Source organism: Xanthomonas sp. BRIP62411, assembly GCF_003993525.1.
In the GTDB taxonomy this organism is placed as follows: Bacteria; Pseudomonadota; Gammaproteobacteria; order Xanthomonadales; family Xanthomonadaceae; genus Xanthomonas; species Xanthomonas euroxanthea.
In genome coordinates this window covers 21,527-46,332 of record NZ_QEZI01000014.1, presented here as the reverse complement: position 1 = coordinate 46,332, position 24,806 = coordinate 21,527, and the positions used below count along the sequence as shown (strand labels likewise).

Sequence of the window (24,806 nt, the reverse complement as noted above, 5' to 3'; positions counted from 1 at the left end):
GATGCACCTGCCACTTCGCCCGATTCTTTCCAGCTTGGGACACCACCGCCTCACCGCCGGGCTGTTGGCCCCGCAGGTGGCGCTGACCTGTGCATTCGTCACCAATGCGGTATTCCTGATCGGCGACCGGATCGACAGACTGCGCACGGCGACCGGCTTGCCCGAAGACGAAGTATCGCTGGTCACCGTTCGCGGCCTGCACGCCAAGGCCGATGCGCCAGCGCAATGGCAGGCGGACCTGATCGCGCTGCGCGGCATTTCCGGGGTCACGGCAGCCACCGCAATCGGAGCGACGCTGCCGTTGTCGGGTGGCGCCGACGACAGCGGCATCTGTGCCGATCAACGCGCACTGGAGCGCGCAATCGCACTGCGATCCAGCGGCGCTGCCGGCTGCGTCGACGCCAGCTACTACACCGGCTCGCCCGGCTTCGTGCAGGCCATGGGCGCACGCCTGATCGCCGGCCGCGATTTTCGACCGGACGAGTATTCCGGCGCCACGCCGGGCGCGATCATCGTCACCCGCTCGCTGGCGCAGCAACTCTGGCCAGATCAGCTGGCCGTTGGCAAAACGCTGTACGGATGGGACAGCCAAAGCACCGTCGTCGGCGTGGTGGAGGACCTGCTGCGGCCAAGGCTGCGCAAGCCCGAGCTTGATCATCTGGTGGCCTTGTCGCCGCAACTCCCCAGCGGCAATCAGACGCATTATCTATTGCGCAGCGCGCCGGAGGACCGCGGTCGCGTGCTGGCGCAGGTGGCCGGCGTGCTGGCCAGATCCGGCCCGTTGCGGATGGTCCCGGGCGACAAGCAACGCAGTTTTGCGCAGATACGCGCACGCTATTTCCAACGCGATACGACGATGATCGGCCTGTTGCTCGCGGCGACCACGGGCCTGCTGTTTGTCACCGCCCTGGGCATCGGAGGACTGGCCAGTTTCTGGGTCCAGCAGCGGACGCGACAGATCGGCATCCGTCGCGCCATTGGTGCAACCCGTGGCGATATCCTGCGTTACTTCCAGGCGGAAAACCTGCTGATCGTCGGCAGCGGCAGCGCCCCGGGCATGCTGCTGGCAGTGCTGCTCAACCAATGGCTGATGCTCCGTTACGACGCGGTGCCCCTGCCGCCACTTTACTTACCCGCCGGTGCGGTGACCGTGCTGCTGCTCGGCCAGCTTGCGGTGCTGTGGCCTGCACGACGCGCTGCGGCAGTGGCCCCGGCGATTGCGACACGCAGTGCATGAGGCGCCCGGCCTGCCGGATGCCGGCACGACAATCCTGCCTGCTGCTGCGATGATGCGATCTGTCTACCTCGTCCGTCCGTTCGCCCTCGCACTCCAACAAGGTTCCCGATGCCGCAGATCCTGATCATCGACGACAACACCGCCGTGGCCACTGCGCTGGAGGTGCTGTTTTCGTTGCACGACATCGAGGCGCGGCACGCGCATTCGCCGCAGGCCGGGTTGGCGCTGCTGGACGAGCAGGTGTTCGACCTGGTGATCCAGGACATGAACTTCACTGCCGACACCACCTCCGGCGAGGAAGGCGAAGCGTTGTTCACCCAGATCCGTCAGCGCCACCCGGACCTGCCGGTCATCCTGCTCACCGCCTGGACCCACCTGGGCAGCGCGGTGGGCCTGGTCAAGGCCGGGGCAGCCGACTACATCGCCAAGCCCTGGGACGACACCAAGCTGCTGACCACGGTCAACAACCTGCTGGAGCTGTCCGAAGCGCGCCGCGAGCTGGAACGTCGGCGCGCGCGCGAGCGGCGCGGCCGTGAGCAGCTGACCCAGCGTTACGATCTGCGCGGGGCGGTGTTCGCCGACCCGGCCAGCGAACGCGCAATCGCGCTCGCCTGCCAGGTCGCACGCTCGGACCTGCCGGTGCTGATCACCGGCCCCAACGGCAGCGGCAAGGAGAAGATCGCCGAGATCATCCAGGCCAACTCGCCTGCCAGGCACGGCCCCTTCATTGCGCTCAATTGCGGCGCGTTGCCTGGCGAACTGATCGAAGCGGAGCTGTTCGGCGCCGAAGCCGGCGCATACACCGGCGCCAACAAGGCGCGCGAGGGCAAGTTCGAAGCCGCCGATGGCGGCACGCTGTTTCTGGACGAAATCGGCAACCTGCCGCTGGCCGGGCAGATGAAGCTGCTGCGCGTGCTGGAGACCGGCCGTTACGAGCGCCTGGGCTCCAACCGCGAACGTCATGCCAAGGTGCGGGTGATCAGCGCCACCAACGCCGATCTGCCGGCGATGATTCGCGATGGCAGCTTCCGCGAAGATCTGTACTACCGCCTCAACACGGTGGAAATCGCGTTGCCGGCCCTGGCCGAACGCCCTGGCGATATCGGCCCGTTGGCCGAGCACTTCCTGGCCGGCGAAAAACCCTTGTCCACGCAGGCACGCGATGCCTTGCAACGGCACGCCTGGCCCGGCAACGTGCGCGAGCTGCGCAACGTGCTGCAACGTGCGTCCCTGCTCGCGCAAGGTGCGCGCATCGAAGCCGGCGATCTGAACCTGCCGCGCGCGGCCGCAGCGCGCCCGGCCGCGCCGACCGCCGGCGAGCCGGATCGCGCCCGGATCGAGCAGGCGCTGGCGCGCGCGCAGGGCGTCATCGCCCAGGCCGCCGCCGAGCTGGGGCTGAGCCGGCAGGCGCTGTACCGGCGCATGGACCGCTACGGCATCAGCCAGGAGTAAGCCTGAGCATGTGGCAGCCACGTTCCTTCACCTTCTCGCTGTTCCTGCGCCTGCTGCCGGTGCTGGTGCTGGCCGCCGCCCTGCCCTGGTTCACCGCGTACTGGCTGGATCGCGGCTGGGAAGTGGCGGTGATCTCCGCCATCGTGCTGCTGGCGACGATGTGGTGGAGCCTGCAACGCGCCACTGCACCGATGCGCTCGCTGTTCCGCGCCCTGGCCGGCACCACCAGCAGCTACCGCGATGGCGAATACAACTTCGGCGTGTACTGGCGCGGCAGCGACGAACTGGCGCAACTGGTGCAGGCGCATGCGGAACTGGGCGAGGTACTGCGCGCGCAGCGGCGCAATCTGGTGCAACGCGAACTGATGCTCGACACCATGTTGCAGAACACCCCGGTGGCGATGCTGTTGGTCGTGGCCGGGGGCGATGGCGTGCGCCGCATCGGTTTCTCCAACAATGCCGCACGCAAGCTGTTGCACGACGGCCGCAAGCTCGAAGGCCAGCACCTGGACGACGTGCTCGCGCGCATGCCCGGCGAACTGCGCGATGCGCTGGCACGCGGCGGCGATTGCCTGTTCGCGGTGCGCGAGGACGGCGATGACGAAGACGACGAGCAGATCTATCACCTGTCACGCCGCAGTTTCCATCTCAATGGACGCGGCCACGAGCTGTTGCTGATCCGTACCTTGACCACCGAATTGCGGCGCCAGGAAGTGCAGACCTGGAAAAAAGTCATTCGCGTGATCAGCCATGAATTGAACAACTCGCTCGCACCGATCGCCTCGCTGGCGCATTCCGGCGCCGAGTTGCTGCGCCGCGAACGCACCGACCGGCTCGGCACGGTGTTCGAAACCATCGAAGAACGCGCCCGTCATCTGGAAGGTTTCATCCGCGGCTACGCGCGGTTTGCCAAGCTGCCGCAGCCGCAATTGCAGACCATCGAATGGGCGCCGTTCCTGGAACGTTTGCGGCAGCAGATTCCGTTCCAGCTGCAAGGCGCACTGAGCGATGTCTCCAGCCGCATCGATGCCGCGCAGATCGAGCAGGCGCTGCTCAACCTGCTCAAGAACGCGCACGAGGCGTGCAGCGAAGCGCAGCCGCCCAACAGCGATGTCGCCGTCCGCGTCACGCGCGTGCCGCAATGGCTGCGGATCGAAGTGCTGGACCGCGGCAACGGCATGAACGAGGCTGTGCTGCATAACGCACTGATGCCGTTCTACTCGACCAAGCGCAATGGCACCGGGCTCGGGCTTGCGCTCACCCGCGAGATCGCCGAAGCGCACGGCGGGCGCATCTCGCTGCACAACCGCGAACACGGCGGCTTATGCGTCACCTTGCTGCTGCCGGCGGCGGCGGCCGGCTAGTTCGCTGCAAGCGATCGCAGCGTTCAATCGCCGCGCAGCGTCCCGCGCTCCTGGATCCGTGGCTGTTTCAACGCACCGCAGGCATCGTCGGCACCGCTGGTGCGGGTGGCGGCGATGGCGCCGTAATAGCCAGCCCCCACGGTGTTGTCGACGAACTGCCCGCCTTGCGACGGACATTCGCCATCGGGCTTGATCCAGTCCGAAAACGCCGCGTACTTGCCGGCCCGGACAAAACGATTGGTCGCCACGTAGGTATTGTCAGAGGCATCGCGGGTACGCACGGCATCGCCGTTGACCTCGGTGAAGGTATTGCCTTCGATGCGGTTGCCGGAGGAGTGGCGCGCCAGGTAGATCGCGTGCACGAAACCCGAGGTCCGGGTGTCGTTTTCGATGGACATGAAGCGATTGCGTTCGATGCGGTTGTCGCGCGAGTTCTGCATGCGGATCGCCGCGAACGAATAGGCGGCCTCGCTGCTGCTGCCATGGATGCCACCGATCCGCTCGAAGGTCATGTTGCGGATGACATTGCCGCTGTTGCCGTCGGCGCTGCGCTTGCTGCTGCCCAGGTCCATCGCCATCCAGTAATTGCTGACCTTCAACCCGGCGAAGGTCAGCCGGGTGGCGGCATCACCACCGCCCTTCAGCGTGAACCAGGTCGCACCGCCGCGTCCGTCGAACCACGGTGGCGCGGCCGCATCCGGCGCAGCGATGAAGCGAATGGGCGCCCCGTTGGTGAAGGTCCATTGCACCGACTGCCGCAGATACGTGCCTGCGGCAATCACCACGTCCACCGCACCGCCCGGCCGCTGCTCCAGCAGCCGTTGCTGGGCAGCCGCCAGGCTCCGCAGCGCGGTCGTTGCGCTGGTGCCCGCGGCCGCATCGTTGCCGTCCGGCGCCAGATACAGCCGGTAGGTCTGCGCATGGGCTGACATGGGCAGCAGTGCCGCCAATGTCAGCAGTAATGTCACCCGCAACGCGCAACGTGACGTTTGCATCGTGCACCTCGTGATCGGTCGTGGCGGGCGTTGCCTGTGCACGGCACCACTGCACAGCGGCGGCCCGCCCCTTGCAGCGACGTGCAGCCACGCCGCACGCCTGGAAAACACGCTATTTCTTGGTCGGCCGCTCCCAACCTTCGATCACGGTCTGCCGTGGCCTCGCCACGCTGAGCTGGCCCGCCGGCGCATCGCGCGTGATCACCGAGCCGGCGCCAATCGTGGCCATTGCGCCGATCTCGATCGGTGCCACCAACGCGCTGTTGGACCCGACGAAGGCGCCATCGCCGATGGTGGTCTGCGACTTGTTCACCCCGTCGTAATTGCAGGTGATGGTGCCGGCGCCGATGTTGACCTTGCTGCCGATCACCGCATCGCCCAGGTAGGTCAGATGGTTGGCCTTGCTGCCCACGCCCATCGTGACCTTCTTGGTCTCGACGAAGTTGCCGATATGCACGCCATCGGCCAGCACGGTGCCAGGACGCAGCCGCGCGAACGGGCCGATCTGCACCGCCCCGTCGGTCACCACGCCTTCCAGGTCGCAGTGCGCGCGGACCTGCGTGCCGGCGCCCAGCGTCACATCGCGCAAGCGCACGAAGGGGCCGATCACCACGCCATCGCCCAGCGTCACATCGCCTTCCAGGACCACATCGATGTCCAGCTGCACGTCGCTGCCTACCGTCACCGAGCCGCGCTGCTCCACGCGCGCCGGGTCGGCCATGCGTACGCCCTGCAGGCAGAGCGCACGCGCCGCACGCAGCTGCCAGGCGCGCTCCAGCTGCGCCAGCTGCCAGGGGTCGTTGGCGCCTTCCACGTCCTGCGCATCGGCCACGTGCACCATGTCGGCCGGAGTGAAATCGGCAGCGGCGCTGGCGAACACGTCGGTGAGATAGAACTCGCCCTGTGCGTTCTCGTTGGACAGACCACCCAGCCAGCGGCGCAGCGCCGTGGACTCGGCAGTGAGGATGCCGGTGTTGATGGTGCGGATGCGGCGCTGCTCGTCATTGGCGTCCTTCTGCTCGACGATCGCGGCGACCTTGCCTTCGGCATCGCGCAGGATGCGGCCGTACCCGGTGGGATTGGGCACATCGGCCACCAGCACCGCCATGCGCCCGGGTGCGTGCAGCAACTGCAGCAGGTCCTGGCACTGGATCAGCGGCACATCGCCGTACAGCACCAGCACCGTCGCCGCATCCGGAATCGCATCCATCGCCTGTTGCACCGCATGCCCGGTGCCCAGTTGCTGACGCTGCTCGGCCCAGTGCAGGTCGTCCTGCGCGGCGAACGCCGCCTGCACCTGCTCGCCGCCATGCCCGTGCACCACATGGATCGCTGCCGGCTGCAGCTGCCGCGCGGTGGCGATCACATGTGCCAGCATCGGCTGGCCTGCCAGCGGCTGCAGCACCTTGGGCAGGGACGAGCGCATGCGCTTGCCCTCGCCCGCGGCCAGGATCACGACGTGCAAGGGCAGAGTCATCGAAGCGTTCCAGAACGTGGGAGCGCTAAATTCTAGTCGCTGTCCCGGCAATGCGTCGTGTCCCGCCTGCAGCACGCGCGACGATGACACTTTTCAAGCGCCGCTGCCGTTAGCATGAGCGCCCCTCCACGATGACCCGGCCTGCATGAGTCTGTTCCGCCAAGGCAGCCAATTCATGATCATTGGCGCCCTGCAGCTGGCGGTGGATTGCGGCATCTTCATCGCCGCCACCGCGGCCGGCATGCCTGCCGTGCCGGCCAATCTGCTCGGGCGGATCAGCGGCGCGGTGCTGGGCTTCTGGCTCAACGGCCGCTACACCTTCGCCCAGGACGGCGGTGCACGCCTGGGCTGGCCGCGTTTCCGTCGCTTTGCGCTGATGTGGCTGGCACTGACCCTCATCAGCACCTGGCTGTTGTCGGCGACAGTGGATCTGGTCGGCCTGCGTCAGGCCTGGCTGGCCAAACCGCTGGTGGAAGGTGGCCTGGCGATCGTGTCGTTTTTCCTGGGCCGGCACGTGGTGTATCGCTAGCGAGCGCGCTGACGTCAGCGCAGTCGCCGACAACGGTGCCGGGTTGGACCGACAGAAAACACGATCGGCGTTGCCGTCACCCGCACCGCCGAGGTCTGCGCCGTGCATGGCCCGCCTTGGACGCCACGCGAATCAGTGGCAGAAATCGCCCAGGCTGCGGACCAGCGCCGCGCGATGCAGCGCGTCCAGCTGCCATTGCGCCGCATACCGGGCGGCGGCATGCGCGGTATTGGCCGGGCATTGCGGCGCTGCACGTGCCGGCGCGACTTCGGCCAGTGCGTCGAGCAGTTCGCCTTGCAGCTGATCCAGACGCGTGCGCAGGCCCGCCAGATCCGGCCGCGCCGTGTCCGGCGCGCGCCCACGTTCGCGCCAGTGGTTCAGCAGTGCGTACTGCACCGACTTGTTGGCCTCGATCTGCGCAGCGAAGAAGCGCGCCGCATCGTCGGCATCCAGCCCGTGCGCAGGCGCCTGCTCGCGCACGCTCTGCAGCACCGCCGCCTCGCGGGTCTGGTCCAGCACCGGCTTGCCGCTGTCCCATTTGCTCAGCGCCACCGCATCGCCGATGGCGTTGCGTTGCACGATGCGGTCCAGCAATGGATCCAGCGGCGGCTGGCTGCGTGCCGGCAGCGCACACCCCAGCAACGCCACGGCCAGCAGGCCGCTCAGCGCGTAGCCACGAAAGTCATCGATCGTCCGGGTCATCGGGTGTTCCTCGATATGCAGGTGAGATGCCGCGCCGCCGGCAGCACAGCACAGCACAGCACAAGCCACGCAGTGTGCCTGCAGTCCCCGAGCCTGCAAGCCACCCCACGCATGCGCAGCGCCAGAAACGAAAACGCCGACACGAGGGTCGGCGTTTTCACTCCACACCTGGGTATGGCGGTGCAGCAGGTATCGCGTAACGAGCAAACGGGCGCGAGCCCGCGTGCTTAGTGCTTGAGGGTGCGACGCAGCCGTTCCAGTGCCTGCAGCTGCACGGTCGCTTCGGCCAGCCGACGCTGTGCATCGGCCACGTCCACGGTGTCGCCACGGTTGGCCAGCAGACGCTCGGCCTCTTCCTTGACCTTGCGCACGGCGGCTTCGTCGATGTCCTGGGCACGCACCGCGGTGTCGACCAGCACGGTCACCACCTGCGGCTGCACTTCCAGGATGCCGCCGGAAATGGCGAAGTCCAGGTGTTCGCCATTGGCGGTGGTGACCACCACCTTGCCCGGCTTCAGGCGCGTGATCAGCGGCGCGTGCTTGGGCGCGATGCCCAGCTCACCCAGCTCGCCGGTGGCCACGACCAGCGTCGCCTCACCGTGGAAGATTTCCTTCTCGGCGCTGACGATGTCGCAACGGATAGTGCTCATGGTGCCTCACTGTAGTGAGGCGGGAATCGGGAATCGGGAATCGGGATTGGGAAGAGCGGCTGGCTGCACGCTTTCCCTCTTCCTGTCGATTCCGACCTACCGATGACCCGCCTTTACGATTCCCGATTCCCGATTCCCGATTCCAGCCGCATAGCGGCTGGGATCCATCAGGCCTTGGCGCTCATCTTGTTGGCTTTCTCGACGGCTTCTTCGATGCTGCCGACCATGTAGAACGCCTGCTCCGGCAGGTGGTCGTACTCGCCGTCGCAGATCGCCTTGAAGCCGCGGATGGTGTCCTTCAGCGAGACGTACTTGCCCGGCGAGCCGGTGAACACTTCGGCCACGTGGAAGGGCTGGCTGAAGAAGCGCTCGATCTTGCGTGCGCGCGACACCGACTGCTTGTCTTCTTCGCTCAGCTCGTCCATGCCCAGGATCGCGATGATGTCCTTCAGTTCCTTGTACTTCTGCAAGGTCTGCTGGACGCGCTGGGCGGTGTCGTAATGCTCGTGGCCGATCACCAGCGGGTCCATCTGGCGGCTGGTGGAATCCAGCGGATCCACCGCCGGGTAGATACCCAGCGAGGCAATGTTACGGCTCAGCGTGACGGTGGAATCCAGGTGGGCGAAGGTGGTCGCCGGCGACGGGTCGGTCAGGTCGTCCGCGGGCACGTAGACGGCCTGGATCGAGGTGATCGAACCGCTCTTGGTCGAGGTGATGCGCTCCTGCAACACGCCCATTTCCTCGGCCAGGGTCGGCTGGTAGCCCACTGCCGACGGCATGCGGCCGAGCAGCGCGGACACCTCGGTACCGGCCAGGGTGTAGCGGTAGATATTGTCGACGAACAGCAGCACGTCCTTGCCCTTGCCGCTGGCGTCCTTCTCGTCGCGGAAGTACTCGGCCATGGTCAGGCCGGTCAGCGCCACGCGCAGACGGTTGCCCGGCGGCTCGTTCATCTGGCCGTACACCATCGCGACCTTGTCCAGCACGTTGGAGTCTTTCATCTCGTGGTAGAAGTCGTTGCCCTCGCGGGTACGCTCGCCCACGCCGGCGAACACGGACAGACCCGAGTGCGCCTTGGCGATGTTGTTGATCAGCTCCATCATGTTGACGGTCTTGCCGACGCCGGCGCCGCCGAACAGGCCGACCTTGCCGCCCTTGGCGAACGGGCACATCAGGTCGATGACCTTGATGCCGGTTTCCAGCAGCTCGGTGCTGGAGGACTGGTCTTCGTACGACGGCGCAGCGCGATGAATTTCCCAATGGTCCGATGCCTGCACCTCGCCAGCTTCGTCGATCGGACGACCCAGCACGTCCATGATGCGGCCCAGCGTCCCGGCACCGACCGGCACCGAAATCGCACGCTCGGTGTTGGTGGCCAGCAGGTTGCGCTTCAGGCCGTCGGTGGAGCCGAGCGCAATGGTGCGCACAACGCCGTCGCCGAGCTGCTGCTGCACTTCCAGGGTGATTTCGGTGCCATCGACCTTCAACGCGTGATAGACCTTCGGCACTTCATTGCGCTGGAATTCGACGTCGACGACCGCGCCGATGATCTGAACGATCTTGCCCTGACTCATTTGGATAACTCCACTAATGTCTGTTCGATTCTTGTGTCGGGAATGGGGAATCGAGAATGGGGAATGGGAAGATCAAGAGCACCGACGGCCTTGCCTATTCCCGTTTTCCGATTCTCCATTCCCGGCTAGACAGCGGCCGCGCCGCTGACGATTTCCGAAATTTCCTGGGTGATCGCCGCCTGGCGCGCCTTGTTGTAGACCAGTTGCAAGGTGCCGATCATCTTGTTGGCGTTGTCGCTGGCGGCCTTCATCGCCACCATGCGCGCGGCATGTTCGGAGGCCACGTTTTCCAGCACGGCCTGGTACACCAGCGACTCGATGTAACGCGTCATCACGTGCTCCAGCACGGTCGCGGCATCGGGTTCGTACAGGTAATCCCAATCGTGGTGGGCCACCTTGTGCTCGGCGGCCGGCAGCGGCAGCAGCTGATCGAAGCTGGCCTTCTGCGTCATCGTGTTCACGAAGCGGTTGTAGACCAGATACACGCGGTCTACCTTGCCCTCGACGAACGCATCCAGCATCACCTTGATCACGCCGATCAACTGCTCGATCTGCGGGCTGTCACCCAGATGGGTGACGCTGCCGACCATGTTGACCTTGATGCGACGGAAGAACGCCGAGGCCTTCTGCCCGATGGTCACCACGTCGATCTCGGCACCTTTGTCCTGCCACGGGCGCACTTCGCCCAGCATCTTGCGGAACAGGTTGTTGTTCAGGCCGCCGGCCAGGCCGCGGTCCGAAGAGATCACGATGTAGCCGACCCGCTTGACCTGCTCACGCTCGACCAGGAACGGATGCTGGTAGTCGGTGCTGGCCTGCGCCAGATGCCCGATCACCTGCTTCATCGCCTGCGCGTACGGACGCGAGGTCTTCATGCGGTCCTGCGCCTTGCGGATCTTGGAGGCCGAGACCATTTCGAGCGCGCGCGTCACCTTGCGGGTGTTCTGCACGCTCTTGATCTTGGTTTTGATTTCGCGTCCGCCTGCCATACTCGCTCGCTTCGCTCGCTTAGTGGGAATGGGGAATCGTGAATCGGGAATTGGCACAGCCAACCCGCTTTGACGATTCCCTATTCTCGATTCCCGATTCCCGCAGCTGGATTTACCAGCTGCCCGTGGTCTTGAACTCTTCGATGCCCTTCTTGAAGGCAGCTTCGATGTCGTTGTCCCAGCCGCCGGTGGCGTTGATCTTGGAGATCAGCTCGCCCTGGGTGTTGGCGAAGTGCGCGTGCAGGCCTTCTTCGAACGCCAGCAGCTTGTTGACCGGCACTTCATCGAGGTAACCCTCGTTGACGGCGTAGATCGACAGCGCCTGGTTGGCGATGGACATCGGCGCGTACTGCTTCTGCTTCATCAGCTCGGTGACGCGCTGACCGCGCTCGAGCTGCTTGCGGGTGGCTTCGTCCAGGTCCGAGGCGAACTGCGCGAACGCCGCCAGCTCGCGGTACTGCGCCAGCGAGATACGGATGCCGCCGGACAGCTTCTTGATGATCTTGGTCTGGGCCGCACCACCGACGCGCGACACCGAGATACCGGCGTTCACGGCCGGGCGGATGCCGGCGTTGAACAGGTCGGTTTCCAGGAAGATCTGGCCGTCGGTGATCGAGATCACGTTGGTCGGCACGAATGCGGACACGTCGCCGGCCTGCGTTTCGATGATCGGCAGCGCGGTCAGCGAACCGGTCTTGCCGGTCACCGCACCGTTGGTAAACTTCTCCACGTACTCCTCGGACACGCGCGCAGCGCGCTCAAGCAGGCGGGAGTGCAGGTAGAACACGTCGCCCGGATAGGCTTCGCGACCCGGCGGGCGCTTGAGCAGCAGCGAGATCTGGCGGTAGGCCACGGCCTGCTTGGACAGGTCGTCGTACACGATCAGCGCGTCTTCACCGCGGTCCATGAAGTACTCGCCCATGGTGCAGCCGGCATACGGGCTGATGTACTGCATCGCGGCCGACTCGGACGCGGTCGCAGCCACCACCACGGTGTGCGCCAGCGCGCCGTTCTCTTCGAGCTTGCGCACGATGTTGGCAACGGTCGAGGCCTTCTGGCCGATCGCCACGTACACGCACTTGATGCCGGTGCCCTTCTGGTTGATCACCGCATCGATCGCCAGCGCGGTCTTGCCGGTCTGACGGTCACCGATGACCAGCTCGCGCTGGCCGCGGCCGATCGGAATCATCGCATCGACCGACTTGTAACCGGTCTGCACCGGCTGGTCGACCGACTTGCGCCAGATCACGCCCGGCGCCACACGCTCCACCGGTGCGGTCTGGGTGGCGCCCAGCGGGCCCTTGCCATCGATCGGCTCGCCCAGCGCGTTGACCACGCGACCGAGCAGCTCCGGACCGACCGGCACTTCCAGGATGCGGCCGGTGGTCTTGGCCACGTCGCCTTCGCGCAGGTTTTCGTAATCGCCCAGCACCACGGCGCCGACCGAATCGCGCTCCAGGTTCAGTGCGAGCGCGAAGGTGTTGTTCGGCAGTTCGATCATTTCGCCCTGCATCACGTCGGCCAGGCCGAAGATGCGCACGATGCCGTCGGACACGCTGGTCACGGAGCCTTCGTTGCGCGACTCTGCGGACAGCTTGACCGCCTCGATGCGGGTCTTGATCAGGTCGCTGATTTCGGAGGGGTTGAGCGTGGTTGCCATCGTTCAGTCCTAGGTGCCGGCCGCGAGGGCCATGCGTTTATGTGAATTCAGTGGGCGAGCGAGCTTTGCAGACGCGCAAGCTTGCCCTTCAGCGAGCCGTCGATGACCACGTCGCCGGTGTCGATCACCGCGCCGCCGATCAACGAGGCGTCCACCGCGGTGGTGATGTCCACCTCGCGGCCGAAACGCTTCTTCAGCGCAGCAGCGATCGTGTCCAGTTCCGCCTGGCTCATTGCAGCCGCCGAGGTCACCGTCGCCTTGACGACGTGTTCGGCTTCGGCCCGCAGCTGTTCGTATAGTCCTGCCACTTCCGGCAGCAGCGACAGCCGCTGCGCGTCGGCCAGCAGGCCGAGGAAACGCAGATAGTCTTCGCTCGCCTGCGGCGGTGCCAGCAACGTTACTGCCTGATCCTGGCGCAGGGCCGGGTTGAGCAGCAGCGCTGCCACGCGCGGGTCACCGGCCACCTGCGCCGAAAATGCCAGCGCATCGGACCAGGGCGCGAAGTTGCCGCCCTCACGCGCGATCGCAAACGCGGCGCGGCCGTACGGACGGGCAAGTGTGAGGGCCTGACTCATCGATTAAATCTCCGCCGCCAGCTCGTCGAGCAGCGCCTTGTGGGCGTTGGCATCGATTTCGCGCTTGAGCAGCTTCTCGGCACCGCTGACGGCCAGCACGGACACCTGCTTGCGCAGTTCCTCGCGGGCACGCGTGGCGGACGCGTCGATCTCGGTCTGTGCCAGATCCTTCTGGCGGTTGGCTTCGGCAATTGCCTCGTGCTTGGCCGCTTCGATGATCTGGTTGGCGCGCGCATGGGCCTGATCGATGATCTCGTTGGCCTTGGTGCGTGCGTCCTTCAGTGCTTCGTTGACCTTTTCCTGCGCCTGCGCCAGATCCTTCTGACTGCGATCGGCCGCAGCCAGACCTTCAGCGATCTTTTGCTGACGCTCTTCGATCGCCTGCAGCAGCGGCGGCCAGATCTTGGTCGCGACGATCCAGATCAGACCGGCGAAGGCCAGCGCCTGGGCAAAGATGGTAAGGGTGATATCCATGGGTCGCTCAATCGCTGTTTAGGGGTGAAAGCGCCACCGCGGGGCGACGCTTTCCGACCTTCATCCGCGGGGGCAACCGCACGCGGTTGCCTCCACATCCTGCTACCGCTGGATCAGCCGGCAGCCTGCGACAGACGTTCGATGAACACCTGGGCCAGCGGGTTGGCGAAGGCGAACAGCAGGCCGACAGCGACGCTGATGATGAACGCGGCGTCGATCAGGCCGGCGGTGATGAACATGCGGACCTGCAGCACCGGGATCAGTTCCGGCTGGCGCGCGGCAGATTCCAGGAACTTGCCAGCCATGATGGCCAGACCGAGGCCGGCACCCAGCGCGGCCAGGCCGATCATGATGCCGACGGCAAGGACGGTGGAGCTCTGGACTTGAGCGAGGTTGGTCAGGACGGCGAGGTACATGGTGATCTCCGAACGAAAGTTTCTAAGGGTGATGGATGAATCGGGATGAAGCAGATGAAGGGTGCAGCAAACTCAGTGACTGTCTTCGGCAAGGCTCAGATACACGATCGACAGCATCATGAAAATGAAGGCCTGCAGCGGAATCACCAACAGGTGGAACAGCATCCAGCCGAGGCCGAATACGCCGCCAGCGACCATGCCGGCGATGCCCGCACCGCCCAGCACCCAGATCAGCAGGAAGACGATCTCGCCGCCGAACATGTTGCCGAACAGTCGCATCGCCAGCGAAATCGGCTTGCTCAGCCACTCGACGATGTTCAAGAGCAGGTTGAACGGCATCATCCACTTGCCGAACGGCGCCGTGAGGAATTCCTTGGTCATGCCGCCCACGCCCTTGGAGCGCAGCGAGAAGACGATCATCAGGAAGAACACGCTGATCGACATGCCCAGGGTGGCATTGACGTCGGCGGTCGGCACCGGCTTCCAGGCGTGGATACCGGCCCAGCCCAGCGGGATGGCGATGAAATCGGCCGGGATCATCTTGATGAGGTTCATCAACAGGATCCAGAAGAAGATGGTGATCGCGATCGGCGTCACCAGCTTGCTGCTGCCGTGATAGGTGTCCTTGGCCTGGCGGTCGACGAACTCCAGGCAGATCTCGACGAACGCCTGCCACTTGCCCGGCACGCCGGCGGTGGCATTACGGGTCGCCGTCCAGAACGCCAGGACCATGACCAGGCCCATCAACACCGCCATGACCAGGGTGTCGACGTGGATGGTCCAAAACGTGCCGCCACCCTCGCGAACCGGATAGATCAGGTTCTGCAAGTGATGCTGGATATAGGAGGTAGGTGTTGCTGCCTCGCCCGCCATGTGTCCGGAGCCCTTTAAGTTCGAATCAACGCCTGGCCAGAGCCAGAACCTGAAAAATCAGCCCGATGGCGATACCCGCCAGCAAGGCCAGAGGAGGCAGCCGCCACAGGCCGAAGCCGAGCGCCAGCGCCACGAAAACCAACACCCACTTCAACACCATCGCCAGAATCAGCCGGACCATGGCAATGCCGGCTGCCTGAATACCGCCACCTAGCGCGGTACGTGCTGCCACCCAACCGCCCAGCACCGTCGCAAACCCGGTCAATGCCAGACCGGCAGAGTAACGGGGACCGACCAACAGCAACCCCAGACTGGTTATAGCTACGGCGGCAAGCGGATATACCGCAGCGCGCAGCATCAACCGCCGACCCGCGTCAACGGAGTTCAGCACTACGGTTACCTTACGTGTGAATGAGTGGGAAGCGCAGATGCGCCTCGTCGAGCCGCGAAAGTATAGCAATGGGACAAATTGCGAGACAACCGGCAGAGGTCATCCGTTGCTGCGGCGCACCAGACAGGGGGCGCCGCAGCGGGTGGGAACTTTGCCACAAACTGGCGGTCATAACCGCCGAGGCCTGCACATCCTCGTCGAAAGGTTCCGCCGCAGGTCGCGTATGGGAGCCCCGGGCCACCGGGGCTCCTGCTTTTTTACGCATTTTGTCGCACCCTCCCACCTTCCCATCGGCGGTCCAATCAGAGCAGTCGCTGCGCGACGCCGAATGGTATCGCTTCGCTGTTGGCGCCCCACTGCGCAGCGCACGACCAATGTCGGAGCGCCTGCGGCAGCGGACCGTTTTGTCCGATTGCTATCTTGCCCTTCACGCGTATGCGACAGCTCCTTCACTTATGGAAGACGCCGTCTTATCGAAGATGCGCGGCACAGGCCCAACCGCCTGACCATTCCAAGAATCGGAGCTCCCCATGAAACACCTCCTCGCACTGGCCATCCCGTGCGTATTGGCTGCCGCCTATGCCGCGCCGGCGCACGCCGAAGATACCGATGACCGCTTCCAGATCCGTCTGGGCGCGATGAACATCGACAACGACAACACCTTGCGTGGCAACACCGTGGTGGCCGGCAACGAAATCGCGCTGGACCAGGATTTCGATTTCGGTGGCAAGGAGTGGGAGCCGCGCATTGATGGTGTGTTCCGCATGAGCACCCGTCAGCGCCTGATCTTCGACTACTTCAAGTACGACAAGGATCGCCGCGAGACCCTGGGTGAAGACGTCAGCGCCGGTGGCTTCACCGTGCCGAGCGGCAGCTTCATCAAGGGCGAGCTCAAGTACCAGGTGGCGAGCCTGGTGTACGACTACTCCGTGGTCGACACCCCGGAATTCAGCCTGGGCCTGCAGATCGGTGCCGAATACGCCAAGGTCGAGGCGAACGCATACGCCGACCTGGGCGACGTGTTCACCGGCGACGTGCTGGACGAAAGCGAAGACGGCGTGGCGCCGGTGGTCGGTATCCGCTTCACTGCACGTCCGAGCGAGCATTGGCTGTTCAACGTGCAGGGCCAGTACCTCAACACCAGCTGGGGCGACTTCGGCGACTATTCGGGCGACCTGAGCCGCGCCAACGCGATGGCCGAATACCGCTTCACCAAGAACTTCGGCATCTTCGCCGGCTACGACTGGTTCAAGCTCGACGTCGACCAGCGCGGCAGCGACGGCCTGATCGGCCTGAAGCAGGAGTTCAAGGGCCCGGTGGCCGGCGTGACGTTCGCGTTCTGATTCTTTCGGGCCCCGGAACCCGGGGCCCGAAAAAGCAGCTTCATGCAGAACCCCGCAGCGATGCGGGGTTTTGTCGTTTAACGGATGCGTGGCAAGTAACCGACGCGGCTGCAACCCAGGGCAGCAGCGGACACACGCTCAGGGCGGCTTGGTCGCACCCGCTACCAACAGATGCTGGTGCGTGGTGCAGTAGCACTCGTCGTGCCAACCGTAGTGCGGATCGGTGCAGATCGCATGCTGCACCGTTGCCGGCAGCGACGCCACGTCGCTGCGCAAGTCGCGCTTCAGCGAGACGAACACCGAGCCCGGATGTGGCCAGTCGGTCCGCCGCGGCGGCTCGGCGATACGGTTGCCGCTGGCCAGTTCGCGCTGCAGCAGCGCCTGCAGTTCAGGACACAGATCGCCCTGCCCCATCACGACCTCCATGCGTCGACTCACCACCGCGGCGACCGCACCACACGCGGCGGCAAGGCCGTGCGGAACGGCGCCTACTTCTTCTTCGCGATGTACAGGTCGGTGATGGTGCCGTCGTAGACCTCGGCGGCCATGCCGACCGACTCGCTCAGGGTCGGATGCGCATGGATGGTGTGGCCGATGTCTTCGGCTTCGGCGCCCATCTCGATGGCCAACCCGATCTCGGCCAGCAGGTCGCCGGCGTGCACGCCGACGATGGCACCACCGATGATGCGATGGGTGTCTTCGTCGAAGATCAGCTTGGTGAAGCCCTCGGTGCGGCCGATGCCGATCGCACGGCCGCTGGCCGCCCATGGGAACTTGGCCACGCCGACCTTCAGGCCCTTGGCCTTGGCCTCGGTCTCGGTGACGCCGACCCAGGCGATTTCCGGGTTGGTGTAGGCCACCGACGGGATCACCCGCGCCACCCACTCCTTCTTCTCGCCGGCAGCCACTTCGGCGGCCAGCTTGCCTTCGTGGGTGGCCTTGTGCGCCAGCATCGGGTTACCGACGATGTCGCCGATGGCGAAGATGTGCGGCACGTTGGTGCGCATCTGCCGATCGACCGGAATGAATCCGCGATCGGTGACGGTAACGCCGGCCTTTTCCGCGCCGATCTTCTTGCCATTGGGCGAGCGGCCCACGGCCACCAGCACGCGGTCGAACGCTGTGGCCTGCAGGCCGGGCTTGTCGCCTTCGCTGGCCGCTTCGAACGACACCGTGATGCCGCTGGCGTCGGCCTTGACGTCGGTGGCCTTGGTCTTGAGGTGGACCTCCACGCCCTGCTTCTTCAGCCGATCGGCCAGCGGCTTGACCAGGTCCTTGTCGGCACCTGGCATCAGCTGGTCCATGAACTCGACCACGGTGACCTTGCTGCCGAGCGCGCTGTACACCGTGGCCATTTCCAGGCCGATGATGCCGCCGCCGACCACCAGCAGGGTCTTGGGGATGTCGTGCAGTTCCAGCGCGTCGGTGGAATCCATCACGCGCTTGTCGTCCCACGGGAAGTTGGGCAGCTTCACCGCCTGCGAGCCGGCGGCGATGATGCAGTGCTCGAAGCGCAGCAGCTGGGTCTTGCCGTCGTCGCCGACGATCTCCAGCTCGTTGGGCGACACGAACGACGCCACGCCGGTGACGGTACGCACCTTGCGCTGCTTGGCCATGCTGGCCAGGCCGCCGGTGAGCTTGCCGACCACCTTTTCCTTGTACTCGCGCAGCTTGTCCAGGGTGATCTGGGGCTGGCCGAAGTCCACGCCAAAGTCGCCGGCATGCGCCACTTCGTCGATCACCGCGGCGGCATGCAGCAGCGCCTTGGACGGGATGCAGCCGACGTTGAGGCAGACCCCGCCCAGGCTGGCGTAGCGCTCGATCAGCACCGTGTCCAGGCCCAGGTCGGCGGCGCGGAACGCGGCGGTGTAGCCGCCGGGGCCGGCGCCGAGCACCACCATCTTGCATTCGATATCGGCCGGCTTGCCGCTGGCCAGTGCCGGCTTGGACGGCGCCGGTTCGGCCGGGGCGCGATGCGACGGCGTCACCGGCGGCTTGCTGCCGGGCGCGGCAGCTGCCGGGGCCGCAGCAGGCGCAGCGGCCTTGGTCTCGGCCTTCGGCGCGGCGGGTGCGGCAGCGGCCTCGCCTTCGGTTTCCAGCAGCAAGACCACTGCGCCTTCGGACAGGGTGTCGCCAATCTTGACCTTGAGCTCCTTGACCACGCCGGCGGCCGAGGACGGCACTTCCAGCGTGGCCTTGTCCGACTCCAGCGTCACCAGGCCCTGGTCCTTGACCACGCTGTCGCCGACGGCGACCAGCACTTCGATGACGGGGACATCGCTGTAATCGCCGATGTCGGGAACCTTGATTTCAATGACCGCCATTTGCTTCTCCTGTGGCTCAACCGGCCGTGCCGGCAAGCGTCTGCTGGAGTTCATCCAGCGACGATTCGATTTGGGTCCAGCGCTTGTCGCGCTTGTTTTGTTTGCTTTCGCTGGCTTCGATCAGCAACGCGGCCTGCTGCAGCAGCAGCTCGCCGGCGCCGCAGCTGGGGCGGGTGCCGCTGTAACGCACGCCATCGACCTGGAACGACAGCACCTCGCCCTCGCTTACCGGCGCGCTGCGGCCGGCTGGCGCCAGTTGCGTCAGTGCGCCGCTCCAGTGGCTGACCAGACGCTCTGCCAATGCCGCCGGGATCGGGATCTCCACCGTTTCCGGGGTCTGCTCGGTGCGGAACTGCACGCTGCCGCGGTCGCTCTGGCTGACCCAGCTGTAGACGCGCTCATCGGCGCGGCTATGCCGCAGGGTCCAGTCGGCACCATCCTTGCCCGGCACCAGCGACACCCCGCTTTCCACGCCGCGGGTAGGCAGCGTCAGCAACGCCAGGCTCGGCCTGGTACCGGCGTCGAGCAGCGTGGTCACCGCGGTGCCGTAGTTGCCCACCGCCGGCGGCCAGCCGCGCCCGAGCGTGCTCTCGCACTGGCGTGCCGCCGCCGATGTCCACGGCAGCACGCCCAGCAGGGCAAGCGTCAGCAGCGCTGCTCTCACAGCAGGACGCGGCGCATGTCGGCCAGCACCTGGCTGAGGTAGGTGGTGAAGCGTGCGGCCAGCGCGCCGTCGATGACGCGGTGGTCGTAGCTCAACGACAACGGCAGCATCAGCTTGGGCGCGAACTCCTTGCCGTTCCACACCGGCTGCATCGCCGACTTGGACACGCCCAGGATCGCCACTTCCGGCGCATTGATGATCGGCGTGAATGCGGTACCACCGATGCCGCCGAGCGAGCTGATCGAGAAGCAGCCGCCGCTCATGTCGGCCGGGCCGAGCTTGCCGTCGCGCGCCTTCTTGGCCAGCTCGCCGCTTTCCTGCGCGATCTGCAGCACGCCCTTCTTGTCGACGTCGCGGATCACCGGCACGACCAGGCCGTTCGGCGTATCGGCGGCGAAGCCGATGTTGATGTACTTCTTCAACGTCAGGTTTTCGCCGGCCGCATCCAGCGAGGCATTGAACTCGGGGAACTTCTTCAACGCCGCGGCACTGGCCTTGACCAGGAAGGCGAGCATGGTCAGCTTGATGCCGGCCTTCTCGTTCTCCTTGTTCAGCGCCACGCGCAGCGCTTCCAGGTCGGTGATGTCAGCCGATTCGAACTGGGTGACGTGCGGAATCATCGCCCAGTTACGCGCCAGGTTGGCACCGGAAATCTTCTTGATGCGCGACAGCGGCTGGGTCTCGGTCTCGCCGAACTTGCTGAAGTCCACCTTCGGCCAGGCCAGCAGGTTCAGACCATTGCCGCCACCGGCCGGCGTAGCACCGGCTGCGGCAGGCGTGCCGCCGCTGAGTGCGGCCTTGACGAAGCGCTGCACATCCTCACGGGTGATACGGCCGCCCTTCTCGCTGCCCTTGAGCTGGTTCAGGTCCACGCCGAGCTCGCGTGCGAACACGCGCACCACCGGGCTGGCGTAGGCCACCTTGGACGGCAGCACGCTGTCGGCGTCGAAGGTCACCGGCGGGCTGGACGGGCTGCCGGCGGACGGCTGGCCGCCCTGCGCAGGCTGCGCGGCCTCGCTGGAGCGAGCGCCCTGCACCTGTGCGATCTCGCGCTGGGCCAGCTTGTCCGGCACCGCGGACACCGCGACCGGCTCGACCTTGCCGGCGGTTTCGGCGGTGTCGGTGCTGGGCTTGGCCGGAGACTGCGCCGCACCGGCGCCGCCATCGCTGGCAGCGATGATCGCCACCACGTTGCCCTGCGAGAGCGTGTCGCCGACCTTGACCTTGAGTTCCTTGACCACGCCGGCGGCCGAGGACGGCACTTCCATCGTGGCCTTGTCCGATTCCAGCGTGACCAGGCTCTGGTCCTTGGCGACGGTATCGCCGACGGCGACCAGCACCTCGATCACCGGGATGTCGGTGTAGTCGCCGATATCGGGCACGCGGGCCTCGACCAGGCCGCCTTCCGAAGACGCGGCCGGCTCGGCCTTGGCGGCAGGCGCCGGCGCGGCCGCGGCCTTGGCCGGGGCGGCGGGAGCGGCGGCCGGTGCAGGTGCCGCGGCGGTTTCGGCGCCGGCATCGGCCACTTCGATCAGCGCGACCAGCGCGCCCTGCGACAGCGAATCGCCGACCTTGACCTTGATCTCCTTGACCACGCCGGCCACCGACGAAGGCACTTCCATCGTGGCCTTGTCCGATTCCAGCGTGACCAGGCTCTGGTCCTTGCTGACCGTATCGCCGACCGACACCAGCACCTCGATTACCGGGACATCGCTGTAGTCACCGATATCGGGGACAAGTGCTTCCTTGATTTCGGCCATACGGGGAACTCCGGCAACAGAATGGGGAAACCCCTATTGTGGCCGGCTGCGGCCCGCAGCGCCAACCATTGCCGTGGAAAAAGTCGCGCATCGGGCGGGACGCAGCGTTCGCAGGCGCAGGCGCAGGATCATTTCGACGCGTGGCGATCGACCCGCAACAGTTGCAATGGCTCACCCGAGGGCAAACGATACGCCAGCGCATTGTCCAGGCCGTCGAGCGCTTCGACCCGTGCACACAGCTGTTGCGCGCGTGGTCGCAGTGCACGCGCCTGCGGCTCGATCAGGCGCTCGATGCGCGTTTCCACCCCCTCCAGCGACCGCAGCTGCAGATCGTTTCCGGTCAGTGCCGACTGCACCGCGCCGGCGACGACATCGCCGATCAGCTGCGGCAGCAGCTCGGCCACCATCGCGCCGATGTCGTCATCGATATCGATCGAGGTCAGCTGGCTTTTCCCGAAGCTCTGCTTCAGGCGCGTGTCGATCTTTTCGCGCACGGCCGCCAGTTGCACGCGCGTGGCCTCGGGGCTGCGGCTGAAGCCGGCCGCCACCTCGCCCAGCGCGGTGACGGCGATATCGGCCGCTTCGCGCCCGACCTCCTGCGCCAGCGGCACTACCTCGCGGGTCTGCCGCTCGAACTGGATCAACCGGGCGCGATCGTCCGCGCTCAATGCGACCCAGCGGTCGTCGACGAACAACGCGCCCTGACGCAGCACCAGCCGCTGCGGCGCGCCCGACGTGTCCGACGTGTCCGACGTGTCCGAGGTACCCGGGGTGCGGATCAGGATCACGCTGCGCGGGTTGAGCGTGAGGTCGTAGTCGCTGCTGACGTTGCAGTGCAGATCGTCGGCGCTGGCGGCCTGTCCGGCGACCAGCAGGCCCAGCAGCAGGCCCGCTGCCCTCGGTCGTGCGTGCTTGATCGCCATCTGGTCGTTTCCGTTATGGGTTGGGGGCAGCATGCCTGCGCACGTGGCGCACTTGCCCGTGCCGGAGGCTGGCATGACTTCCGGCCGCTGGCTGCGCCGTCGCCAGCACGGCCGGCACTGCGGTGCTCACACGTGCTGGCTGGACCGGCCGCATGCGGGCAGCTGGCGCCAACGGCGCCCTTCGCCCCACGGATGCCTCGATCGTGGAATGGCTGGGTGGCGATCCAACCTCGTTAATCCAGCGCGTCGCGCAGCGGCTGCCAGGCGTCGCACAGCCGTGGCAGCGACCATGCCGCATTGGCCGGGCTGGTGGATGGCAACGCCCACATCGGCACGGCATGCAACGCAACCGGCAGCAGCGGCCACACATGCCGGCGCCATGCCTGCGCGGCGGCCGCGCCATTGCAGGCCACTGCGCGCAGCTGCGGCAGCGTGGCCAGCCGCGCCGCCAGCGGGTTGACCACGATGCTGCTGGCGACGATGGCCGTGTCCAGGCTGCCGCGCCGCGCGCATTGGCCGATCACATCCCACAGGCCGATCCCGCAGCCGGCCAGCGCCTGCAGCCGGGCCGGATACGCCAACCCGGCATCGATGCCCAGCAATGCCTGCATCAGCGGCCAGAAACGGTTGCGCGGATGGGCGTAGTACATCGATGCCTGCAACGAGGCGTTGCCGGGCATCGAGCCGAGCACCAGGACACGGCAATCGTTAGGAATGTGCGCTGGAAGGCCCTGCAAGACGTCGGTTTTCATCACAACGGTCGCATCTGCGTGAATGCCTTTTTCAGCTTGCCCATTGCAGCCACGGCCTTCTCCGGAAACTTGCTGAACAAACGAAATTTTAGCGAGCCACGGGTGGGCGTGGATTCAGATTTTCAGGAATAGCTTTGGCGCGGCCCACTCCACGGGCCCAACAAGAATACTGAGGAGACCCCCAATGCGTGCCATTTCCATCCTGAGCCTGGCTGCCGTATCCGCACTTGCGTTTGCCCCGTCTGCATTTGCACAAGACACCACCTACACCGGCGATACCTCCTCGGCTTCCACCAGCGCCGACAGCGCCTCCGGAAAGCATTGGGCAGTGGTCGGCGGTGTTGCGCTGATCAAGCCGAAGAACGATCCGGCCCCGGGCCTGGACGTGGATGGCGGCCCGGCGCCGACGCTGAGCGCCAGCTACTACATCAACGACAACTGGGCCGTTGAGCTGTGGGGCGCCGCCGACAAGTTCAACCACCGTGTCAACGCCGATGGCGTGGGCAAGATCGGTACCGTCGAGCAGCAGCCGATCGCCATCAGCGGCCAGTACCACTTCGGCCAGGCCGATAACGTGTTCCGTCCGTTCGTGGGCGTGGGCTACTACGAGTCGAACTTCAGCAACGAGAAGATCGACGCGGCGTCGGCCACCGGCCAGCACGTGGGCCTGGACACCGCCAAGGGTGTCATCGGCACCGTCGGCGTGGACATGAACATCAACTCCACCTGGTTCGCACGTGCCGACGCCCGCTACATGCGTTCGCGTCCGGAACTGCGCGTGGGCGGCCAGGGCACCGGCAGCGAGCTGGAACTGGATCCGTGGACCGTCGGCTTCGGCGTCGGCGCGCGCTTCTAAGCACGCGCAGGCAAGCGACGTTTCAGTCGAACAAAAACGGGCCGCAAGGCCCGTTTTTTTATGCGCGTGGAAAGCGCGGTGCTGCATCGATTGCGAAGCGCTGAATCTCGCACGCGATCTGCGTGGGAACGCTGCGTGCGAGGGGTAGCCCGCCCACGTCCGTGCCCTTCCATACCAGCGCGATTGCGATCGCCGGTGCGGGTGATAACGGTGGTGCCAGTGCCAGTGCCAGTGAAGCATCGCCATTCGCTACGTACGCGCGCCAGCTCACCGCCAGTAGACGCTGCCGCGCAGGCGCGCACTGCGCCAGCGCCACCACAGCAAGGTGGCATAGGCCAGCGCGTAGCCGAGCAAGACGCCGGCCGCGCCCAACAGGCTGGCGTGGCTGAGCCACCCTTCCGTTGGCCAGGCCGCTCCCTGCCAGGTGCTGCGCCACCCCTGCACCATGCCCGCGATCACGCGCACCACCACCAGCGCGGTCAGGGCCAGCACCAGCCACAGGTTGGGCCGGTAGAACAGGCCCTGCTGGGTGCGCTCGAAGCGGGTCAGGCGCAACGCCAGCAAGCCCAGCGCCAGCCCGCAGGCCCAGCCGAAGGCGGCGTGGCTGATCGCGCCCGGCCAGAACGCGGCAGCGATCAGTACGAAGATCACAAACAACACGGTGGACAGGCCGGCCGAGACCAGATTGATCATCAACAGCCAGCCACGTGCCTGCCGCCGCGCGGTACCGACACGAAAGCGCTGCACCAGCGACAACGGCAACAGCACCGCAAGTACCGCCAGGGCGATGATCACGGCCAGCGGAATGGCGAGGAGAAGTGGCATC

Annotated in this window: 25 protein-coding genes; 6 read left to right on the top strand and 19 right to left on the bottom strand. The window is 65.9% G+C overall.

The window, feature by feature from the left end:
* The first annotated feature begins 1 nt into the window (after position 1).
* The 3 genes from EO139_RS12290 (at position 2) to EO139_RS12280 (ending at position 4,053) form a co-directional block, all read left to right on the top strand.
* On the top strand, positions 2-1,237 hold the full coding sequence (locus EO139_RS12290; RefSeq protein ID WP_126970850.1) for an FtsX-like permease family protein: 1,236 nt from the start codon (positions 2-4) through the stop codon (positions 1,235-1,237).
* Positions 1,238-1,345: 108 nt separating this feature from the next.
* The gene (locus EO139_RS12285) at positions 1,346-2,689 is read left to right on the top strand and encodes a sigma-54 dependent transcriptional regulator (protein WP_115677870.1); all 1,344 of its coding nucleotides are present in this window, start codon (positions 1,346-1,348) and stop codon (positions 2,687-2,689) included.
* 8 nt (positions 2,690-2,697) lie between these two features.
* On the top strand, positions 2,698-4,053 hold the full coding sequence (locus EO139_RS12280; protein WP_104649359.1) for a HAMP domain-containing sensor histidine kinase: 1,356 nt from the start codon (positions 2,698-2,700) through the stop codon (positions 4,051-4,053).
* A gap of 23 nt (positions 4,054-4,076) precedes the next feature.
* On the opposite strand, the gene EO139_RS12275 is transcribed toward EO139_RS12280, so the two are convergent.
* Entirely contained in the window at positions 4,077-5,048 is a 972-nt protein-coding gene (locus EO139_RS12275; RefSeq protein WP_126970848.1) for a NosD domain-containing protein, read from the bottom strand.
* 112 nt (positions 5,049-5,160) lie between these two features.
* Positions 5,161-6,525 (bottom strand): bifunctional UDP-N-acetylglucosamine diphosphorylase/glucosamine-1-phosphate N-acetyltransferase GlmU, encoded by a 1,365-nt coding sequence (gene glmU, locus EO139_RS12270; RefSeq protein ID WP_126970846.1) that lies wholly within the window; start codon positions 6,523-6,525, stop codon positions 5,161-5,163.
* A 145-nt stretch (positions 6,526-6,670) separates the two neighbouring features.
* On the opposite strand from glmU, the gene EO139_RS12265 reads away from it, so the two are divergent.
* The gene (locus tag EO139_RS12265) at positions 6,671-7,054 is read left to right on the top strand and encodes a GtrA family protein (protein WP_104583250.1); all 384 of its coding nucleotides are present in this window, start codon (positions 6,671-6,673) and stop codon (positions 7,052-7,054) included.
* Positions 7,055-7,186: 132 nt separating this feature from the next.
* Here EO139_RS12265 and EO139_RS12260 read toward each other — a convergent pair whose 3' ends face one another.
* The 10 genes from EO139_RS12260 to EO139_RS12215 all read right to left on the bottom strand — a co-directional run bounded on the left by EO139_RS12260 (position 7,187) and on the right by EO139_RS12215 (position 15,358).
* On the bottom strand, positions 7,187-7,756 hold the full coding sequence (locus tag EO139_RS12260) for a chorismate mutase (protein ID WP_126970844.1): 570 nt from the start codon (positions 7,754-7,756) through the stop codon (positions 7,187-7,189).
* A gap of 227 nt (positions 7,757-7,983) precedes the next feature.
* The gene (locus EO139_RS12255; protein ID WP_104583248.1) at positions 7,984-8,406 is read right to left on the bottom strand and encodes a F0F1 ATP synthase subunit epsilon; all 423 of its coding nucleotides are present in this window, start codon (positions 8,404-8,406) and stop codon (positions 7,984-7,986) included.
* 167 nt (positions 8,407-8,573) lie between these two features.
* Positions 8,574-9,980, bottom strand: coding sequence for a F0F1 ATP synthase subunit beta (atpD, locus tag EO139_RS12250; RefSeq protein WP_104649355.1), 1,407 nt, complete (start codon positions 9,978-9,980; stop codon positions 8,574-8,576).
* Between the two features lie 125 nt (positions 9,981-10,105).
* On the bottom strand, positions 10,106-10,969 hold the full coding sequence (atpG, locus tag EO139_RS12245) for a F0F1 ATP synthase subunit gamma (protein ID WP_065032896.1): 864 nt from the start codon (positions 10,967-10,969) through the stop codon (positions 10,106-10,108).
* 112 nt (positions 10,970-11,081) lie between these two features.
* Entirely contained in the window at positions 11,082-12,629 is a 1,548-nt protein-coding gene (atpA, locus tag EO139_RS12240; RefSeq protein WP_104535126.1) for a F0F1 ATP synthase subunit alpha, read from the bottom strand.
* Positions 12,630-12,676: 47 nt separating this feature from the next.
* Positions 12,677-13,204, bottom strand: a complete 528-nt coding sequence (locus EO139_RS12235; protein ID WP_115050627.1) for a F0F1 ATP synthase subunit delta — start codon at positions 13,202-13,204, stop codon at positions 12,677-12,679.
* 3 nt (positions 13,205-13,207) lie between these two features.
* Positions 13,208-13,678: a F0F1 ATP synthase subunit B gene (locus tag EO139_RS12230; protein WP_016901014.1), complete on the bottom strand. Its 471-nt coding sequence runs from the start codon at positions 13,676-13,678 to the stop codon at positions 13,208-13,210.
* 113 nt (positions 13,679-13,791) lie between these two features.
* Positions 13,792-14,094: a F0F1 ATP synthase subunit C gene (atpE, locus tag EO139_RS12225; protein ID WP_002814105.1), complete on the bottom strand. Its 303-nt coding sequence runs from the start codon at positions 14,092-14,094 to the stop codon at positions 13,792-13,794.
* A 72-nt stretch (positions 14,095-14,166) separates the two neighbouring features.
* A complete protein-coding gene (atpB, locus tag EO139_RS12220) occupies positions 14,167-14,967 on the bottom strand; it encodes a F0F1 ATP synthase subunit A (protein ID WP_039421795.1) in 801 nt (266 codons plus the stop codon).
* Between the two features lie 25 nt (positions 14,968-14,992).
* Positions 14,993-15,358 (bottom strand): hypothetical protein, encoded by a 366-nt coding sequence (locus tag EO139_RS12215; protein WP_016901016.1) that lies wholly within the window; start codon positions 15,356-15,358, stop codon positions 14,993-14,995.
* A gap of 530 nt (positions 15,359-15,888) precedes the next feature.
* Here EO139_RS12215 and EO139_RS12210 point away from each other — a divergent pair.
* Complete coding sequence (locus EO139_RS12210; protein WP_042594608.1) at positions 15,889-16,701, top strand: hypothetical protein; 813 nt, start codon at positions 15,889-15,891, stop codon at positions 16,699-16,701.
* Between the two features lie 138 nt (positions 16,702-16,839).
* On the opposite strand, the gene EO139_RS12205 is transcribed toward EO139_RS12210, so the two are convergent.
* The 6 genes from EO139_RS12205 to EO139_RS12180 all read right to left on the bottom strand — a co-directional run bounded on the left by EO139_RS12205 (position 16,840) and on the right by EO139_RS12180 (position 23,124).
* Complete coding sequence (locus EO139_RS12205; RefSeq protein ID WP_126970842.1) at positions 16,840-17,127, bottom strand: hypothetical protein; 288 nt, start codon at positions 17,125-17,127, stop codon at positions 16,840-16,842.
* A gap of 62 nt (positions 17,128-17,189) precedes the next feature.
* Positions 17,190-19,025, bottom strand: coding sequence for a dihydrolipoyl dehydrogenase (lpdA, locus tag EO139_RS12200; RefSeq protein ID WP_126970840.1), 1,836 nt, complete (start codon positions 19,023-19,025; stop codon positions 17,190-17,192).
* Between the two features lie 16 nt (positions 19,026-19,041).
* Complete coding sequence (locus EO139_RS12195; RefSeq protein ID WP_126970838.1) at positions 19,042-19,689, bottom strand: hypothetical protein; 648 nt, start codon at positions 19,687-19,689, stop codon at positions 19,042-19,044.
* Positions 19,686-21,449 carry a dihydrolipoyllysine-residue acetyltransferase gene (locus EO139_RS12190; RefSeq protein ID WP_126970836.1) on the bottom strand — a complete coding sequence of 588 codons (1,764 nt, stop codon included), beginning with the start codon at positions 21,447-21,449 and terminating at the stop codon, positions 19,686-19,688. Before EO139_RS12190 ends, EO139_RS12195 begins: the two co-directional genes overlap by 4 nt.
* A 128-nt stretch (positions 21,450-21,577) precedes the next feature.
* Positions 21,578-22,372, bottom strand: a complete 795-nt coding sequence (locus tag EO139_RS12185; protein WP_126970834.1) for a DUF2884 family protein — start codon at positions 22,370-22,372, stop codon at positions 21,578-21,580.
* Positions 22,373-22,605: 233 nt separating this feature from the next.
* Positions 22,606-23,124 carry a DNA-deoxyinosine glycosylase gene (locus EO139_RS12180; RefSeq protein WP_126970832.1) on the bottom strand — a complete coding sequence of 173 codons (519 nt, stop codon included), beginning with the start codon at positions 23,122-23,124 and terminating at the stop codon, positions 22,606-22,608.
* Positions 23,125-23,308: 184 nt separating this feature from the next.
* Here EO139_RS12180 and EO139_RS12175 point away from each other — a divergent pair, with 184 nt between their 5' ends.
* Positions 23,309-23,980, top strand: a complete 672-nt coding sequence (locus EO139_RS12175; RefSeq protein WP_016901022.1) for an OmpW family outer membrane protein — start codon at positions 23,309-23,311, stop codon at positions 23,978-23,980.
* Positions 23,981-24,247: 267 nt separating this feature from the next.
* Here the strand turns inward: EO139_RS12175 and EO139_RS12170 are convergent, their stop codons facing one another.
* Positions 24,248-24,805, bottom strand: a complete 558-nt coding sequence (locus EO139_RS12170) for a DUF1453 family protein (protein WP_104583237.1) — start codon at positions 24,803-24,805, stop codon at positions 24,248-24,250.
* Position 24,806 lies beyond the last annotated feature (1 nt).